The organism is Streptomyces chisholmiae, assembly GCF_031845445.1.
Taxonomy (GTDB): Bacteria; Actinomycetota; Actinomycetes; order Streptomycetales; family Streptomycetaceae; genus Streptomyces; species Streptomyces chisholmiae.
Genome location: NZ_JAVREO010000003.1, coordinates 128,887 through 148,989, shown reverse-complemented (window position 1 = coordinate 148,989; position 20,103 = coordinate 128,887). Strand labels below are relative to the sequence as shown.

Genomic DNA, 20,103 nt, shown 5'->3' with positions numbered 1-20,103 from the left:
CGGGCCGGGCGTTCGGTGGGGTGTCGGGGCCGGGTCAGGAGATGCCGAACTCCTTGCCGAGCAGGTCGAACATCTCGTCGTCGGTGGCGTCGTCGAGGTCGTCCGACGCCCCCTCGGCGGCGCCGGCCGTCCGCTCCCGCCAGGCGGCCAGCAGGGCCGCCAGTCGGGCGCCGACCAGGTCGTCCACGTCGTCGCCGGGCCGGACGGCGGCCAGGCCGGCCTCGATGCGGCCCAACTCGGCGAGCAGCGGCGCCACCCCGTCGGCCGGCTCGTCCACGACGAGGCCGTCGGCGAGCCGGGCCACCAGGTCCAGCGGTGTCGGGTGGTCGAAGACCAGGGTGGCCGGCAGCCGCAGCCCGGTGGCCGCGTTGAGCCGGTTCCGCAGGTCGATGGCGGTCAGCGAGTCGAAGCCCAGCTCGGTGAAGGCGCGTTGCTCGTCCACCGCCGCCGCGCCGGGCAGCGCCAGCACCGCGGCGACCTGCGCGCACACCAGGTCCACCAGGGCCGAGGTCCGCTCGGTCGGCGGCAGCGCGGCCAGCCGCTCGCGGAGCGCGGCGGCCGGGTCGATCCCGGTCTCCGCCGCCCGGCGGGTCGGCGTCCGCACCAGGCCGCTGAAGAGCGGGGGCACCACCGGGAGTTGGCGCACCGCCCGCAGGTCGAGGCGCATCGGCAGCACCACGGGGTCGGTGCCGAGCGCGGCGGCGTCGAAGAGCGCCAGGCCCTCGTCCGGCGCGAGTCCTGTGGCGCCGGTGCCGGCGAGCTTGGCGCCCATGCCGTCCTCGCCGGCCCACAGACCCCAGGCCAGCGAGGTCGCCGGCAGCCCGGCCGCCCGCCGGTGCTGGGCCAGCGCGTCCAGGAACGCGTTGGCCGCCGCGTAGTTGCCCTGCCCCGCGTTACCGAAGGTACCGGCGGCCGAGGAGAACAACACGAACGCGGACAGCTCCAACTTCGCCGTCAGCTCGTGCAGATGCCGGGCCGCGTCCACCTTGGGACGGAAGACGGTCGCCAGCTGATCATCCGTCAACGAGGTGATCGTCGCGTCGTCCAGCACGCCGGCGGCGTGCACCACCGCCGTCACCGGGTGCGCGGCCAACAACGCGGCCACCGCGTCCCGGTCACCCAGGTCACAGGCCACGGCGGTCACCTCGACACCCGACGCCGTCAACTCGTCATGCAGCTGCCCGAACTGGCCACGCCGGCTGACCAACACCAGCCGCCGCACCCCGTGTTCGGCCACCAACCGGCGAGCCACCAGACCACCCAACAGCCCGGAGGCACCCGTCACCAACACCGGACCCGCACCAAAGCCGGCACCCGCCCGGGGCTCGGCCTGGGCCCGCGCCAGCCGCGGCACCCACACCTCGCCGTCCCGCACCGCCAGCTCGGGCTCCGCGCTGACCACGGCCGGCTTCCAGCCGTCCTCGCCGTCCACGTCCAGCAGCACCAGCCGGTCCGGGTGCTCCGACCTGGCCGACCGCACCAGCCCCCACACGGCGGCGCCCGCCAGGTCCGGCACCCCCTCGTCCGCGCCGACCGCGACCGCGCCCCGGGTGACCAGCACCAGCCGGGACCCCTCGCACCGCTCGTCGGCCAGCCAGCCGCGCAGCAACTCCAGGACGTCCAGCGTCCGTTGCCGGGCCGCCGCCGGCTCCGGGTCGCCGGTGCAGCGCACCACGACCTGCTCCGGCAGCGACTCCCCCGCCGCCAGCGCCGCCCGGACCGCCGCCCAGTCGGCGAACTCCGCCACCGAGCCCGGGCCACCGGCCGACGCCACCGCCGGGCGCGGCGTCGGGGCCGGCACCCAGTCCACCCGGAACAGCGACTCCGAGCGGCGCGCCGCGCCCAGCGCCTCCGGCGCCACCGGCCGCAACACCAGCCCGGCCACGCTGGCCACCGGGGCGCCCGTGCCGTCCGCGACGGCCAGCGACACCGCGCCGCCGCCCGCCGGGGCCAGCCGCACCCGCAGCGCCGTCGCGCCGGCCGCGTGCAGCCGCACCCCGGCCCAGGAGAACGGCAGGCCCTGCTGGGCGCCGGCGGTCAGGCCGATCGCGTGCAGCGCCGCGTCCAGCAGCGCCGGATGCAGCCCGAAGCCGTCAACCGCGACGTCCTCGTCCAGGGCGACCTCGGCGAACACCTCGTCGCCGCGCCGCCAGGCGGCCCGCAGGCCCCGGAAGAGCGGCCCGTAGCCGAAGCCGCCGTCCGCCATCCCGTCGTAGAACCCGGCCAGCTCCACCGGCTCGGCCCCGGCCGGCGGCCAGGCCGCCGGCTCGGCGGGCCCGGCGGGGGCGCCGTCGCCGGCGGCCAGCAGGCCGCTGGCGTGCCGGACCCAGGCCGGGTCGCCGTCCTCGTCCCTGGCGTGCACGGCCAGCGGGCGGCGCCCCGCCGCGTCCGGCGCGCCCACCCGCACCTGGAGCTGCACCGCGCCGCGCTCCGACAGCACCAGCGGCGACTCCAGCGTCAACTCCTCGACCAGGTCGAGCCCCACCTGGTCGCCGGCCCGCACCGCCAGCTCGACGAACGCCGTGCCCGGCAGCAGCGCCGCGCCCATGATGCGGTGCCCGGCCAGCCACGGGTGGGTCCGCAGCGACAACCGGCCGGTGAACAGGACGGTGTCCTCGTCGGCCAGCGGGACCGCGGCGCCCAGCAGCGCGTGGTCGGCCGAGCCGAGGCCAAGCCCGGTCGCGTCGCCGGCCGGCAGGGCCGCGTCCGGCCAGTACCGCTGGTACTGGAAGGCGTAGGTGGGCAGCTCCACACCGGGGCCCTCGGCGGCGTAGTACGCCGCCCAGTCCACCGGCACCCCCAGCACGTGCAGCTCGGCGAGCGCGGTGCGCAGCGCGCCGTCCTCCGGCCGGTCGGCGCGCAGCGCCGGCACGAAGACCGCGTCGGGCGCGGACTCCTGGCCGAGCGCGGCGAGCGTGCCGCCGGGGCCGACCTCGACCAGCACGTCGGCGCCGAGAGCGACGACGGCGTCGGCGAAGCGGACCGCCTCGCGGGCGTGCCGCACCCAGTAGTCGGGGTCGGCGAGTTCCTCGGCGGAGACGGGCTGGCCGGTGAGGGTGGAGACCAGGGGGAGGGTGGTCGGCTGGTAGCTGACGCTGTCGAGTACCTGGCGGAAGTCGGCCAGCATGGGGTCCATCAGCGGGGAGTGGAACGCGTGGCTGACCCGCAGGTGGGTGACCTTGCGACCGGCCGCCCGCCAGTGGTCGGCGACCGCCTCGACGTCCCGGGCGGGGCCGGAAACAACCACGGAGCCGGGGCCGTTGACGGCGGCGATGGACACCGTGTCGGTGAGGGTGGGCGTGATCTCGGCCTCGGTGGCGCGGATCGCGGCCATCGCGCCGCCGGCCGGCAGGGCCTGCATCAGGCCGGCCCGGGCGGCCACCACCCTGGCGGCGTCGGCCAGGGACCACAGGCCCGCGACGTGGGCGGCGGCCAGCTCGCCGATGGAGTGGCCGGCCAGCACGTCGGGGCGCACGCCCCAGGACTCCAGGAGCCGGAAGAGCGCGACCTCGACGGCGAAGAGCGCCGGCTGGGTGACCCCGGTCTGATGCAGCGCCTCCTCGTCGTCACCGTGGAGCGTCGCACGGACCGCCGGGTCGAAGTGCGCCAGCGCCTCGTCGAGCGCCGACGCGAACACGGGGTAGGCGGCGGCCAGTTCGCGGCCCATGCCGAGCCGCTGCGAGCCCTGGCCGGAGAAGAGGAACCCGACCCGGTGTTCGCCGGCGACCCCGCGCAGCACCAGGCCGTCGCCCAGCCGCCCCTCGGCGGCGTCGGTGAGGCCGGCGACCAGGTCCGTCAGGTCGCGGCCGACCACGGCGAGCCGGTGCTCGAAGCCGGCGCGGGAGGTCGCCAACGCGCGGGCCACGGCGGCCGGTTCGAGGTCCGGGTGGGCCGCCAGGTGGTCCCGGAGCCGCACCGCCTGGTCGCGGAGCGCCCCCTCGGTGCGGCCGGAGACCAGCCACGGGCCGAGCGGCGCGGCCACCGCCGGCGCCGGGGCCGGCTCGGCGGGCGCCTCGATGATGACGTGCGCGTTGGTGCCGCTGAACCCGAACGAGGAGACGCCCGCCCGCCGGGGCCGGCCGGTCGCCGGCCAGGGCCGGGCCTCGGTCAACAGCTCCACCGCGCCCGCCGACCAGTCGATGTGCGGCGACGGCTCCCCGACGTGCAGCGTCTTCGGCAGCAGGCCGTGCCGCATGGCCTGCACCATCTTGATCACCCCGCCCACCCCGGCGGCGGCCTGGGTGTGGCCGATGTTGGACTTCAACGAGCCCAGCCACAGCGGCTCGTCGCCTGACCGGTCCGGACCGTAGGTGGCCAGCAGCGCCTGCGCCTCGATCGGGTCACCGAGCCGGGTGCCGGTGCCGTGCGCCTCCACCGCGTCCACCTCCGCCGCCCGCAACCCGGCCGACGCCAACGCCTGCCGAATCACCCGCTGCTGGGAGGGACCGTTCGGGGCCGTCAGGCCGTTCGAGGCACCGTCCTGGTTGACCGCCGAGCCGCGCACCACCGCGAGGACCTGGTGCCCGTTGCGGCGCGCGTCGGAGAGCCGCTCCAGCACCAGCATCCCGACGCCCTCGGCCCAGCCGGTGCCGTTGGCGTCGGCCGAGAACGAGCGGCACCGGCCGTCCGGCGACAGGCCCTGCTGGCGGCTGAAGTCGATGAACGCGCCCGGCGTCGACATCACCGTCACGCCGCCGGCCAGCGCCAACCCGCACTCCCCGGCCCGCAGCGCCCGCGCCGCCAGGTGCAGCGCCACCAGCGAGGAGGAGCACGCCGTGTCCACCGTCATGGCCGGCCCCTCCAGGCCGAAGGTGTAGGAGACCCGGCCGGAGGCGACGCTGCCCGCGTTGCCGGTGCCGAGGTAGCCCTCGACGCTCTTCGGCACGCCGTGCAGCTGGGAGGCGTAGTCGTGGTACATCACCCCCGCGAAGACGCCGGTCGCGCTGCCGCGCACCGTGTGCGGGTCGATCCCGGCGCGTTCGAACGCCTCCCAGGAGGTCTCCAGCAGCAGCCGGTGCTGCGGGTCCATGGCGAGCGCCTCGCGCGGCGAGATCCCGAAGAACGCCGGGTCGAACTGGTCCGCGTCGTGCAGGAAGCCGCCCTCGCGGGTGGTGGAGCTGCCGACCCGCTCGCCCGACGGGTCGTAGAGCGCGTCCAGGTCCCAGCCGCGCTCGGTCGGGAAGAGCGTGACGCCTTCCGCGCCGTCCGCGACCAGCCGCCACAGGTCCTCAGGGGAACGCACCCCGCCCGGGTAGCGGCAGGCCATGCCGACGATGGCGATCGGCTCGTCCGTCTCGGTCGCCGGCACCCGGCTCGGCTCGGCGACGGCGGGTGCGGCGCCCGCGAACTCGCCCTCGACAAAGCCGGCCAGCGCGGCGGGCGTCGGGTAGTCGAAGACCAGGGTGGCCGGCAGCCGCAGCCCGGTCGCCGCGTTGAGCCGGTTCCGTAGATCGACCGCGGTCAGCGAGTCGAAGCCCAGCTCGGTGAACGCCTGCCCGGCCGGCACCGCCTCCGGGCCGGCGTGGCCGAGCACCAACGCCACCTGGGTGCGGACCAGTTCGAGGAGCAGCCGGGCCCGCTCCGGCTCGGTCAGCGGCGCCAGCCGGTCGCGGAGCGCGCCGGCCGGGTCGGCCCCGCCGGCTACGGCCCGGCGGCCGGTGGTGCGCACCAGGCCGGCGAAGACCGGTGGCACCGCGGGAAGTTGACGCACGGCGCGCAGGTCGAGGCGCATCGGCAGCAGCACCGGGTCGGGCGCGCCGGTGGCGAGGTCGAAGAGCGCCGCGCCCTCCGCCCCGGCGAGACCGTGCTCGGCGGCGTTCGCCACCCGGGCCCCCATGCCGTCCGCCCACAGGCCCCAGGCGAGGGAGGTGGCCGGCAGGCCGGCGGCGCGCCGGTAGTGGGCCAGCGCGTCGAGGAACGCGTTGGCCGCCGCGTAGTTGGCCTGTCCCGGGGCGCCCAGCGTGCCCGCCACCGAGGAGAACAGCACGAACGCCGACAGGTCCAGGTCACGGGTCAACTCGTGCAGGTGCCAGGCCGCGTCCACCTTCGGCCGGAACACCGCGTCCAGCTGATCGGCCGTCAGCGAACCGACGGTGCCGTCCGCCAGCACGCCGGCGGTGTGCACCACGGCCGTCACCGGGTGCGCGGCCAGCAGCGCGGCGACCGCGTACCGGTCGGCCACATCGCAGGCCACCGCCGCCACTTCGGCGCCGGCCGCCGTCAACTCGTCGTGCAGCTCGCCGACCTGACCGCGCCGGCTGGCCAACACGAGCCGTCGCACGCCGTGTTCGGCCACCAGGTGGCGGGCGATGTGGCCACCGAGCGCGCCCGTGGCGCCGGTCACCAGCACCACGCTGTCCGGGCCGAACGCCGGCGCCCGGTCGGCCTCCGGCCGCACCCGCGCCAGCCGGGCCACGAACGTCCGCCCGTCCCGCACCGCCAACTGTGGCTCGTCGACCGCCAGCGCGGACCGCCAGCCGTCGTCCGTGTCGCTGTCCACCAGGACGAAGCGGTCCGGGTGCTCGGCCTGCGCGGTGCGCACCAGGCCCCACACCGCCGCCAGCGCCAGGTCCGGCACGTCGTCCGCCGCGCCAACCGCGACCGCGCCCCGGGTCACCAGCACCAGCCGGGAGTCATCGCACCGCTCGTCGGCCAGCCAGTCGCGCACCAACTCCAGGACGTCCAGCGTCCGTTGACGCACCGACGCGACGCCGTGCGACTCGGCGAAGCGCAGCACCACCCGGTCCGGCGGCGCCTCCCCCGTGGCCAGCGCCGCCCGGAGCGCCGCCGTGTCGGTGAACTCCGCCACCGCGCCGGCGTCGCCCGTCGAGGCCGAGGCCGGCGCCCAGTCCAGTCGGAACAGCGAGTCCCAGCCCTGCCGGGCCACCGCCGTCGACACCGGCCGCAGCACCAGCGACCCGATGTCGGCCACCGGGGCGCCCGCCCCGTCCGCCACCGCCAGCGCCACCCGGTCCGGCCCGGCCAGCGTCAACCGCACCCGCAGCACGGTCGCGCCGGCCGCGTGCAGCCGCACCCCGGCCCAGGAGAACGGCAGGCCGCCCGGGGCGTCCGCCGCCCCCACCAGGCCGATCGCGTGCAGCGCCGCGTCCAGCAGCGCCGGATGCAGCCCGAAGCCGTCAACCCCCACGCCCTCGTCCAGCGCGACCTCGGCGAACACCTCGTCGCCGCGCCGCCAGGCGGCCCGCAGGCCCTGGAAGACCGGCCCGTAGCCGAAGCCACCGTCCGCCATCCGGTCATACACCCCGGCCAGCCCGACCGGCTCCGCGCCGGCTGGCGGCCAGGCCGCCAGCTCGGCGCCGGCCGGCCGCGCGGGCCCGGCGGTCGTCAGCACGCCGCTGGCGTGCCGCACCCAGGGGTCCGCCTCGTCGTCACGGGCGTGCACGGTCACCGGCCGGCGCCCGGCCGCGTCCGGCTCGCCGACCCGCACCTGCACCCGGACGCCGCCCCGCTCGGGCACCACCAGCGGCGCCTCCAGGGTCAACTCCTCGACCAGGTCGGCCGCCACCTGGTCGCCGGCCCGGACCACCAGGTCCAGCAGCGCCGTGCCCGGCAGCAGCACCGCGCCCTGGATCACGTGGTCGGCCAGCCACGGGTGGGACTCCACCGACAGCCGGCCGGTGAGAATCCGCCCGTCCCCGTCGGCCGGCTCGACCAGCGCGCCCAGCAGCGGATGACCGGCCGCGCCGAGCCCCGCCGCGTCCAGATCGCCGGCACCCACCCCGGTGTCCAGCCAGTAACGGCGGTGCTGGAAGGCATAGGTGGGCAGCTCGACCCGGGCGGCGCGGGCGGTGTCGAGGACGGTCGGCCAGTCGACGCCGATGCCTCGGGTGTGGGCCTGGGCGAGGGCGGCGAGCAGCGCCGGCTCCTCGTCGCGGTCGGCGCGCAGCGCGGGAATGAAGGCAACGTCGGGGGCATCCGGAGTGGCCTCCTGGCCGAGCGTCTCCTGGCCGAGGGCGGTGAGGGTGCCGCCGGGGCCGATCTCGACGAAGGTGACCACGCCCTCCGCCGCCAGCAGCCTGACGGCGTCGGCGAAGCGGACCGTCTCCCGGACATGCCGCACCCAGTAGTCGGGGTCGGCGAGTTCCTCGGGGGCGGCGGGGCGGCCGGTGAGGGTGGAGACGAGAGGGAGGGTGGTCGGCTGGTAGCTGACGCTGTCGAGTACCTGACGGAAGTCGGCCAGCATCGGGTCCATCAGCGGCGAGTGGAAGGCGTGGCTGACCCGCAGGTGCATGACCTTGCGACCGGCCGCCCGCCAGTGGTCGGCGATGGGCGCGACCTGGTCGGCGGGGCCCGAAATCACCGTGGACGTCGGCCCGTTGACGGCGGCGATGCCGACGGTGTCGGTTAGGGCCTCCGCGATCTCGGCCTCGGTGGCGCGGATGGCGACCATCGCGCCGCCGGCCGGCAACGCCTGCATCAGGCCAGCGCGGGCGGCCACCACCTTGGCGGCGTCCGCCAGGGACCAGAGGCCCGCGACGTGGGCGGCGGCCAGCTCGCCGATGGAGTGGCCGGCGAGGACGTCGGGGTGGACGCCCCAGGATGCGAGGAGCCGGAAGAGCGCGACCTCGATGGCGAAGAGGGCGGGCTGGGTGAAGCCGGTCTGGTTCAGCGCTTCTTGGTCGTCACCGTGCAGCGTCGCGCGGACCGCCGGGTCGAAGTGCGCCAGCGCCTCGTCGAGGGCCTGGGCGAACACCGGGTAGCGGGCGGCGAGTTGGCGGCCCATGCCGAGCCGTTGCGAGCCCTGCCCGGAGAAGAGGAAGCCGACGCCACCGGTGGCAACGGAGCCGCTGAAGACGCCCGTTGACGGCCGGCCCTCGGCCAGCGCGGCCAGCCCGTCCAGCAGCGCCGCCCGGTCCTGGCCGAGCACCACCGCCCGGTGGTCGAAGGCCGTGCGCGCGGTGGCCAGCGAGTGGGCGACATCCGCAGGCGCCAACTCGTCATGGCGGTCCAGGTGTTCGCGCAGTCGGGCGGCCTGCGCACGGAGCGCCTCGGGGCCGCGGGCGGAGACCAGCCACGGCACCAGCCCGTCGCTCGACCGCGGAGCGTACTCCGGCTCCGGGACCTGCTCGATAATGGTGTGCGCGTTGGTACCACTGATACCGAAGGACGAGACGGCCGCCCGGCGGGGGCGCCCGGTCTCCGGCCACGGCCGGGCCTCCGAGAGCAGCTCCACCGCGCCGGCCGACCAGTCCACATTGCTGGACGGCTCCCCCACGTGCAGCGTCTTCGGCACCACGCCGTGTCGCATCGCCATCACCATCTTGATCAGGCCCGCGACGCCGGCGGCGGCCTGGGTGTGGCCGATGTTCGACTTGATGGAGCCCAGCCACAGCGGCTCGTCCCCCGACCGGTCCTGACCGTAGGTCGCCAGCAGCGCCTGCGCCTCGATCGGGTCACCCAGGGTGGTGCCGGTGCCGTGCGCCTCCACCGCGTCCACATCCGCAGCCCGCAACCCGGCCGAGGCCAACGCCTGCCGAATCACCCGCTGTTGGGACGGGCCGTTCGGGGCCGTCAGGCCGTTGGACGCGCCGTCCTGGTTGATCGCCGAGCCGCGGATCACGGCGAGGATCGGGTGCCCGTTGCGTTGGGCGTCCGAAAGCCGCTCGACCAGCAGCATCCCGACGCCCTCGCCCCAGCCGGTGCCGTCCGCGTCGTCGGAGAACGACTTGCAGCGGCCGTCGGCGGCCAGGCCCCGCTGGCGACTGAAGTCGACAAAGGTACTTGGCGTGGCCATCACGGTGACGCCGCCGGCCAGCGCCATCCGGCACTCGCCCTGGCGGAGCGCCTGGGCCGCCCAGTGCAGCGCGACCAGCGAGGAAGAGCAGGCCGTGTCGATGGTCACGGCGGGACCTTCGAGGCCCAGCGCGTACGCGACCCGGCCGGACGCCACGCTGCCGGACCCGCCGGTGCCGAGGTAGCCCTCGACCTCCTCGGAGACAGAGCGCAGTCGGGCGACGTAGTCGTGGTACATCACGCCGGCGAACACCCCGACCGCGCTGCCGCGCACCGACTCGGGGTCGATGCCGGCGCGTTCGAACGCCTCCCAGGAGGTCTCCAGCAGCAGCCGCTGCTGCGGGTCCATCGCGAGCGCCTCACGCGGCGAGATCCCGAAGAACGCCGGGTCGAACTGGTCGGCCTCATAGAGGAAGCCGCCCTCGCGGGCATAGGAGCTGCCGGTGTGCTCCGGGTCCGGGTGGTAGAGCGCGTCGAGGTCCCAGCCCCGGTTGGTGGGGAACTCGCTGATCGCGTCCACACCGTCGAGCACCAACCGCCACAACTCCTCGGGGGAGTTGACGCCGCCCGGGTAGCGGCAGGCCATGCCGACGATGGCGATCGGCTCGTCCGTCACGGTCGCGGTCACCGGGGTGGGCTCGGCGACGGCGGGCGCGCCGGCGAACTCCGATCCGATGAATGCGGCCAACGCGGCGGGGGTCGGGTAGTCGAAGACCAGGGTCGCGGGCAGCCGCAGTTCGGTCGCGGCGTTGAGGTGGTTGCGCAGCTCGACCGAGCTGAGCGAGTCGAACCCCAACTCCCGGAACGCCCGCTCAGGCGCCACGGCATGGACGGAGCTGTGACCGAGCACCGTCGCGGCATGCGTGCGCACCAGCTCCAGCAGCGTCTTCTCCCGCTCGGTGGCGGTCAGGGCGGCAAGCGACTGGGCCAGCGCCGAGCCGGCAGCTGCCGAACCGGCGGCGGCCGTCCGGCGGGCCGGGGCGCGGACCAGGCCGCGCAACAGCGGCACGACCGGCTGGGTGCGCGCCTGCCGCTGCAAGGTCGGCAGGTCCAGCGGGACCGGTGCCAACAGCGCCCGGCCGGTGGTGGCCGCCGCGTCGAAGAGCGCCAGGCCTTGGGCTGGGGCGATGGGGACCAGACCGCCGCCGGTGATCCGCCGGGTGTCCCCCGCGTCCAGGCTGCCCGCCATGCCACCCTCGGTGTCCCACAGCCCCCAGGCCAGCGAGGTGGCCGGCAGGCCCAGCGCGTGCCGGTGCTGGGCGAGGGCGTCGAGGAAGGCGTTGGCCGCCGCGTAGTTGCCCTGCCCGGGACCGCCGAGGACACCGGCCACCGAGGAGAACAACACGAAGGCGGCCAGGTCCAGGTCGCGGGTCGCGTCATGCAGGTGCCAGGCCGCGTCCACCTTCGGGCGGAAGACCGCGTCGATGCGCTCGGGGGTAAGCGAACCGATCGTGCCGTCGTCCAACACGCCGGCGGTGTGCACCACCGCGGATATCTCCCGGCCGGCCAGCAGCTCGGCCACCGCGTCCCGGTCGGCGACATCGCAGGCCGCGAAGGTCACCTCGGCACCCAACGCTTCGAGATCAGCGCCCAGTTCGGCAGCGCCCTCAGCATCGGCACCACGCCGGCTCACCAACAACAGGCTCCGCACGCCCCGTTCGGCCACCAAATGCCGAGCCACCAAACCACCCAGCGTGCCCGTCGCACCCGTCACCAACACCGTCCCCGCGCCGAAGCCCGGGTCCGCCACCGCCTGGCGGGCCACCCGGGCCAGCCTCGGCACCCGTATCTCGCCGCCACGGATGGCCAGTTGGGGCTCACCGGTGGCGAGCGCGGCCGGCAGCGCCGCGACGGAGGCGGCGTCGTCATAGAGATCGAGCAGCACGATCCGGCCCGGGTTCTCCGACTGCGCCGACCGCACCAACCCCCACACCGCCGCCTGCGCCACGTCGCGCACCGTCTCGCCGGCGGTGGCGGGGATCGCGCCGCGCGTCACCAGGGCCAGTCGGGTGTCGTCGTACCGGGCGTCGGCGAGCCAGCTCTGCACGGTGCCCAGCGCCCAGTGCGCCACCGCGTGCGCCTCGGCGACGGGGTCGGCCCCCGAGCCGACCGGGCAGGAGAGGACCGCGACGTCCGGCAGCTCGGTCGCCGAGGCCAGCGTGTCGAGGTCGGTCCACTCGACCACCGGGTGGTCCTCGTCGCCGGTCGGCAGCGGCAGCGGCACCCAGTCGATGCCGAACAGGCCCTCGACGCCCGGCTGCTCGAGCGTGGCCGGCCGCAGCACCAGGGTGTCCACGGTGGCGACCGGCGCGCCGGTGCCGTCCGCCACCACCAGCGACACCCCACCGGTGGCCAGCGAGGCCAGCCGGACCCGCAGCCCCGTCGCCCCGGCCGCGTGTAGCCGCACACCCGACCAGGCGAACGGCAGCCGGCCGGTGCCGTCCGCGTCCGGCAGCAGCCCAACCGCGTGCAGCGCGGCATCCAGCAGCGCCGGATGCAGCCCGAAGCCCGCTGCCTTCACCCCGTCTGGGAGGGCTACCTCGGCGAACACCTCACCGCCGGCACGCCAGGCGGCCCGCAGACCCCGGAAGACCGGACCGTAGCCGAAGCCGCCGGCGGCCATCCGCTCGTAGAACCCGTCCAGGTCGAGCGCCTCGGCCCCGGCCGGCGGCCACTCCGCCAACGTGCCCGCCGCCGACCGGCCACCAGCCCGCAACACACCCGTCGCATGCCGAGTCCACGCCCGCCCATCATCGTCCGACTCGGCATCGCTGGAGTAGAGGGTCAGCTCGCGCCGCCCCGAGCCGTCCTCGGCACCGACCCACACCTGCACCCGCACCGCGCCACTCGCCGGCAGGACCAGCGGCGTCTCCAACGTCAACTCCTCCACCAGATCACACCCGACCTGGTCACCCGCCCGCACCGCCAACTCAACAAACGCCGTACCCGGCAGCAGAACCTGACCCTGGACCGCGTGATCAGCCAGCCACGGGTGCGTCCGCACCGACAACCGCCCCGTCAGCAACGTGCCATCCGTGCCGCCGAGCGTGATGGCCGCGCCCAGCAGCGGATGCTCGGCCGGGCCGAGCCCGGCCGCCGCGACATTGCCGATCAGCGGCAGCGCGTCGGGCCAGAACCGCTCCCGCTGGAAGGCATAGGTCGGCAGGTCGACACGTCGGGCGCCGGTACCGGCGAAGAACGCCGACCAGACCACGGGGACGCCACGCACGTGGAGTTGCCCGGCGGCCGTGGTGACGGCCGCCGGCTCCGGCCGGTCGGCGCGCAGCGCCGGCAGGAAGGCGGCGTCGGGGGCGGTCTCCTGGCCGAGGGTGGTGAGGGTGCCGCCGGGGCCGATCTCGACGAAGGTGCGGATGCCCTGGTCGGTGAGGGTGGCGATGGCGTCGGCGAAACGGACCGTCTCGCGGACGTGCCGCACCCAGTAGTCGGGGGTGGCCAGTTCCTCGGCGGAGACGGGCTGGCCGGTGAGGGTGGAGACCAGGGGGAGGGTGGTCGGCTGGTAGCTGACGCTGTCCAGCACGTGGCGGAAGTCGGCCAGCATGGGGTCCATCAGCGGGGAGTGGAACGCGTGGCTGACCCGCAACCTGGTGACCTTCCGGCCCTCGGCCTCCCAGTGGGCGGCGACCGTGGCGATATCGTCCCCGGTCCCGGAAACGACCACGGACGACGGCCCGTTGACCGCGGCGATACCCACATGGCCCGTCAGGGTCGGCGCGACCTCGGCCTCGGTGGCCCGGATCGCCACCATCGCGCCGCCGGCCGGCAACGCCTGCATCAGGCCGGCGCGGGCGGCGACCACCTTGGCGGCGTCGGCCAGGGACCAGAGCCCGGCGACATGGGCGGCGGCCAGTTCGCCGATGGAGTGGCCGGCGAGGACGTCGGGCCGGACACCCCAGGACTCCAGCAGCCGGAAGAGCGCCACCTCGACGGCGAAGAGGGCGGGCTGAGTGACCCCGGTCTGGTTCAGCGCTTCTTGGTCGTCACCGTGGAGCGTCGCGCGGACCGCCGAGTCGAAGTGCGCCAAAGCATCATGGAGGGCCTCGGCGAACACCGGGTAGGCGGCGGCGAGTTGACGGCCCATGCCGAGCCGCTGCGAACCCTGCCCGGAGAAGAGGAAGGCCACTCGACCGGGCGCGTCCGCGACGCCACTGGTCACCGCGCCGCTGGGCCGGCCCTCGGCCAGTGCGGTCAGCGCCTCCCGGAAGGTCGCCAGGTCGTCGGCCACAAGCACCGCCCGGTGCTCCAACGCCGACCGGGATGTCGCCAACGAGAACCCGATGTCAGCCGGCGCGTGCTCGTCCACCACCGCGAGCAGCCGCGCCGCCTGACCGCGCAGGGCCGCCGCGTCCCGGGCGGAGAGCAGCCAGGGCAACACCGCCGGAGCCACATCGGCCACCGGAGCCGGCGCCACCTCCGCCACGGCGGGGGCCTGCTCGATGATGGTGTGCGCGTTGGTGCCACTGAACCCGAAGGACGAGACGCCGGCCCGCCAGGGACGGTCCACGGCCGGCCAGGCCCGCTCGTCGGTGAGCAGCCGCACGGCGCCGGCCGACCAGTCCACGTGCGGCGAGGGCTCGTCCACGTGCAGCGTGCGGGGCAGCACGCCGTGCTTCATGGCCAGCACCATCTTGATCACGCCCGCGACGCCAGCCGCCGCCTGGGTGTGCCCGATGTTGGACTTGATGGAGCCCAACCACAGCGGCTCGCCCGGTCGTTGCTGCCCATAGGTGGCGAGAAGGGCGTGCGCCTCGATCGGGTCACCGAGCGTGGTGCCGGTGCCGTGCGCCTCGACCACGTCCACGTCCCCGGCCTGAAGTCCGGCCGACGCCAACGCCTGGCGAATGACGCGCTGTTGGGACGGGCCGTTGGGGGCGGTCAGCCCGTTGGACGCGCCGTCCTGGTTGACCGCCGAACCCCGGACGACAGCCAGCACCTGGTGCCCGTTGCGCCGCGCGTCCGAGAGCCGTTCGACGAAGAGCATGCCGACGCCCTCGCCCCAGCCGGTGCCGTCCGCGGCGCCGGCGAAGGCCTTGCACCGGCCGTCGACGGCCAGCCCGCGCTGCCGGCTGAACTCGACGAACGAGGTCGGCGTGGACATCACCGTCACGCCGCCGGCCAGCGCCAGCTCGCACTCGCCGGAGCGGAGCGCCTGGACGGCCAGGTGGAGGGCTACCAGCGACGAGGAGCAGGCGGTGTCCACGGTGACCGCCGGGCCCTCGAAGCCGAAGGTGTAGGCGAGCCGGCCGGAGGCCACGCTGGCGGCGTTGCCGGTCGCGGCATAGCCGCCGAAGTCCTCGGCGGCGGCGCCCAACACCCAGCCGTAGTCCTGCATGTTGGAGCCCACGAAGACGCCGACCCGCTCACCGCGCAGCGCCTCCGGATCGATGCCGGCGCGCTCCAACGCCTCCCAGGAGGTCTCCAGCAGCAGCCGCTGCTGCGGGTCCATGGCCAGCGCCTCGCGCGGCGAGATACCGAAGAAGGCGGGGTCGAAGTCGGCGACGCGGTCGAGGAAGGCGCCGCGCCGGCTGTAGCTGGTGCCGGGGTGGCCGGGCTCCGGGTGGTACAGCGCCGCCAGGTCCCAGCCCCGGTCGGTGGGGAACTCGGCGACCGCGTCGCCGTCCGCGAGGAGCATCCGCCACAGGTCCTCGGGGGACTCGACGCCGCCGGGGAAACGGCAGGCCATGCCGACGATGGCGATCGGCTCGTCCGTGACGCCGACGACGGCGGCCGGGGCGCTGGGGGTCGCGGCGCTCACCCCGGCGAGTTCGGTGCGCAGATAGCCGGCGAGGGCGGCGGCCGTCGGGTAGTCGAAGACCAGGGTGGCGGGCAGCGCCACGCCGGTGGTCTCGCTCAGCCGGCCGCGCAACTCCATCGCGGTGAGCGAGTCGAAGCCCAGCTCACGGAAGGCACGGGTGGCGGAGAACGCGTCCCCGGAGACGTGTCCGAGGACCGTCGCCGCCTCGTACCGCACCAGCTCGGTCAGCTGCCGCTCCTGCTCGGCCGGGTCCAACCCAGCCAGCCGCGCCGCCAACGCGGAGATACCGGCATCCGTCGTGTCGGTCGCGAACGCGGCCTGCACGTCCGGGAGTTCGCCAAGCAGCGGGCTGGGGCGCTGGGCCATGAAGGTGCCGGCGAACCGGCCCCAGTCCACGTCGGCGATCACCAGGTTGCCGTCGCCGCGCTCCAAGGCGGTGGCCAGCCCGGCCATGGCCACGGCCGGCGCCATGGTGGGCAGGCCCAGCCTCCGCAGTCGGCCGGCCGCGTCGCCGCCGGCGTTGGCCACCATGCCGCCGCCGTCCCACGGGCCCCAGGCGATGGCGGTCGCCGGCAGGCCAACGGCCCTGCGGTGCTCGGCGAGGGCGTCCAGGTAGGCGTTGGCCGCCGCATAGGCGGCCTGCCCGCCGCTGCCCCAGATACCGGCGATGGAGGAGAAGAGCACGAAGGCATCCAGCGGGCGATCAGCCAGCAGCTCGTGCAGATGCCGCGCCCCATCGACCTTGGCGGCCAACACCTCGGCGAACTCGCCCAGGTCGCCGGGGTCCACCTCGGCCAGCAGGCCGGACCGCTCGATGCCCGCCGCATGGACCACGGCGGTCAACGAAGGGATGCCGTCGAGGAGTTCAGCGACCGCGCCACGGTCCGTGATGTCGCACGCGGCGAACGAGACGTCGGCGCCCAACGCGGTCAGTTCGTCGTGCAGCTCCTCGGCACCGGTCGTGGCCCGGCCCCGACGGCCGACCAGCACCAGGTGCTCGGCGCCATGCTCGGCCAGCCAACGGGCCACCTGGCCGCCGAGCGCGCCCAGGCCGCCGGTCACCAGCACCGTGCCCCATGGGACCCAACCGGGCTGCGCGGGGGCTGCGTTGACCGGTGACGGAACCAACCGGCGGGCCAGCAGCCCGCTGGGGCGCACCGCCACCTGGTCCTCGCCGCTGCCGCCAGCGAGGGTCGCGGCCAGCAACTCCCCGGCACGGTTGTCGCACTCCGCCGGCAGGTCGATCAGGCCGCCCCAGCGCTCGGCGTGCTCCAACGCGGCGACCCGGCCCAGGCCCCACACCATCGCCTGCTCGAAACCGGCCACCGTATCGCTCGACGCGGCCGCCACCGCGCCCGAAGTCACCGACCACAGCGGCGCCGACACGCCCGCAACGCCCAGCGCCCGCAATGCGGCGACGGTGTCCCCCAGATCCAACAGCGAAACGACGCCGGCCAGTTCCGGCAGCTCGGCGGTGAGGTCGTCCACGGTGCCGAGCTGAACCTCCGCGCCCTGCGCGGCCAACGCGTCCCGCACCCAAGCGGCGCGCTCATCACCAGCGGGCGCGACCACCAACCAGACACCCGACAGCCCCCCGGGCTGCACCGCCACCGGCCACCACTCCACCCGGTACCGCCAGCCCTCGGCCGCCGACCGATCCCGCTGGCCGCTGCGCCAGCTGGCGAGCCTGGGCAGCACGGCGCTCAACGGCTCGTCGGGCGACACGTCCAGCAGGCGGGCGAACTCGGCGAAGTCGTTGCCCTCCACCACGTCCCAGAATCCGGCCTCGGCCGGCGACATCGGATCGGTGGTGGTGCTCGGGTAACCGGCGGGCGCGTCCAGCCAGTACCGCTCCCGTTGGAACGCGTACGTCGGCAACTCGACCCGCCGGGCACCAGCGCCGGCGAAGAACGCCGACCAGTCCAATGCCACGCCTCGGACGTGGAGTTGGCCCACCGCCGTCAACGCGGCCACCGGCTCCGGCCGATCCGACCGCAACACCGGCACGAACACCGCCTCCGGCGCCGACTCCGCCCCCAACGCCGCCAACGTCCCACCAGGACCCACCTCGACGAAGGTCCCGACACCCTCACCGACCAGCGTGGCCACCGCGTCGGCGAACCGCACCGCCTCCCGCACATGCCGCACCCAGTACTCCGCCGACCCCAACTCCTCAGCCGACGCCAACCGCCCCGTCAACGTGGAGACGATCGGCAGGGTCGGCGCCCCGTACGACACCGACTCCAACACCCGCCGGAACCCATCCAACATCGGCTCCATAAGCGGCGAATGGAACGCGTGACTGACCCGGAGCCGGGTCACCTTCCGGCCCTCCGCCCGCCAGTGCTCTGCCACCACCTCGACATCCTGGGCCGCGCCCGAAACGACCACCGACGACGGCCCGTTGACCGCCGCGATACCGACCGTCTCCGACAGCCCGGCCGCCACCTCCGCCTCACTCGCCCGGATCGCCACCATCGCCCCACCCGCCGGCAACGCCTGCATCAACGCACCCCGCGCCGCCACCACCCGCGCCGCATCCGCCAACGACCACACCCCCGCCACATGCGCGGCCGCCAACTCACCAATCGAGTGCCCGGCCAACACATCCGCCCGCACCCCCCACGACTCCAACAACCGGAACAACGCCACCTCGACCGCGAACAACGCCGGCTGCGTCACCCCCGTCTCGTTCAACACCCCCTCATCCGCACCAAACAACGCCCCCCTCACCGCCGGGTCGAACTCCCCCAACACCTCATCCAACGCCGCACCGAACACCGGGAACCGAGCAGCCAACTCCCGCCCCATCCCCAACCGCTGCGAACCCTGACCCGAAAACAGGAAACCCAACCGACCCGGCTCGTCGGCAACTCCGGTAACCACCGAGCCGCTGCTCCGGCCCTCGGCCAGGGCCGCCAACCCGGCCTGGAACTCCGCCCGTTCGCCGGCCACCAGCACCGCCCGGTGATCCAACGTCGCACGCGAAGTCACCAACGCGTGCCCGACATCGACCGGCTCGACCGCGTCGAGGTCGGCAACGGCGGCGGCCAACCGGGCCGCCTGCGCCCGCAACGCCGCCGCGCTGCGGGCCGACAGCACCCAGGGCAGGACGGTCCCGAGCGGCAACTCGACCGGCCGGTCAGCGGTTTGGGACGCCTCGGGGGCCTGTTCGACGATGACGTGCGCGTTGGTGCCACTGACACCGAAGGAGGAGACGCCGGCGCGGCGGGGCTGACCGGTCGCCGGCCACGGGCGGTGTTCGGTGAGCAGCTCGACGGCGCCGGCCGACCAGTCCACGTGGCTGGACGGCTGGTCGACGTGCAGGGTGCGGGGCAGTTCGCCGTGCCGCATGGCCAGGACCATCTTCATCACGCCGACCACGCCGGCGGCGGCCTGGGTGTGCCCGATGTTGGACTTCACCGAGCCCAACCACAGCGGCCGGTCGGCGGGCCGGCCCTGGCCGTAGGTGGCGAGCAGGGCCTGCGCCTCGATCGGGTCGCCGAGCCGGGTGCCGGTGCCGTGCGCCTCGACCGCGTCCACCTGCGCCGGGGTGAGCCCGGCGGCGGCCAACGCCTGCCGGATGACGCGCTGTTGGGACGGGCCGTTGGGGGCGGTCAGGCCGTTGGACGCGCCGTCCTGGTTGACGGCCGAGCCGCGGATCACGGCGAGCACCTGGTGGCCGTTGCGCTGGGCGTCGGAGAGGCGTTCCAGGAGCAGCAGGCCGGCGCCCTCGCCCCAGGCGGTGCCGTCGGCGCCGTCGGCGAAGGCCTTGCAGCGGCCGTCGAGGGCGAGGCCGCGTTGCCGGCTGAAGTCGATGAAGACGCCGGGGGTGGACATCACGGTGACGCCGCCCGCGATGGCCAGGGGGCACTCACCGTGCCGCAGGGCGTGCACGGCGAGGTGCAGGGCGACGAGGGAGGAGGAGCAGGCGGTGTCGATGGTGAGGGCGGGGCCCTCGAAGCCGAGGGTGTAGGCGACGCGGCCGGAGATGATGCTGGCCGCGTTGCCGGTGCCGAGGTAGCCCTCGTAGCCCTCGGGGGCGCCGTTGGCCAGGCGGACGGCGTAGTCCTGGCCGTTGGTGCCGACGAAGACGCCGGCCCGGCTGCCGCGCAGGGTGTGCGGGTCGATGCCGGCGCGCTCCAGCACCTCCCAGGAGGTTTCCAGCAGCAGCCGCTGCTGGGGGTCCATGGCGGCGGCCTCCCGGGGGGAGATGCCGAAGAAGGCGGGGTCGAAGTCGGGCACGTCGTGGACGAACGCGCCGTGCCGGCTGTAGCTGGTGCCCTGGCGGTCCGGGTCGTCGTCGAAGAGGGCCGCCAGGTCCCAGCCGCGGTCGGTGGGGAACTCGGTGACGGCGTCCCGGCCGTCGGCGAGCAGCCGCCACAGGTCCTCGGGCGAGGTGACGCCGCCGGGGAAGCGGCAGCTCATGCCGACGACGGCGATCGGTTCGGCCTCGCGTTCCTCGGCCTCGCGGAGCTTGCCGCGCATCTCCTGGAGGTCCACGGTGGCCCGCCGGAGGTAGTCGAGGTACTTCTCCTCGTTCGACATGTGTTGCGACCCTTCAGGCGTGTTCATGG

The 20,103-nt window shown here is 75.1% G+C and carries 1 protein-coding gene; it reads right to left on the bottom strand.

Going from position 1 to position 20,103, the window contains the following annotated elements; genetic code table 11:
• Positions 1-34: 34 nt before the first annotated feature.
• Positions 35-20,101, bottom strand: coding sequence for a type I polyketide synthase (locus RM844_RS05730; protein WP_449657321.1), 20,067 nt, complete (start codon positions 20,099-20,101; stop codon positions 35-37).
• Positions 20,102-20,103: the final 2 nt, after the last annotated feature.

What these genes read in the sequence shown, in the direction of transcription:
- RM844_RS05730 (WP_449657321.1), bottom strand. Translation starts at nt 20,101, where the DNA reads ATGAACACGCCTGAAGGGTCGCAACACATGTCGAACGAGGAGAAGTAC.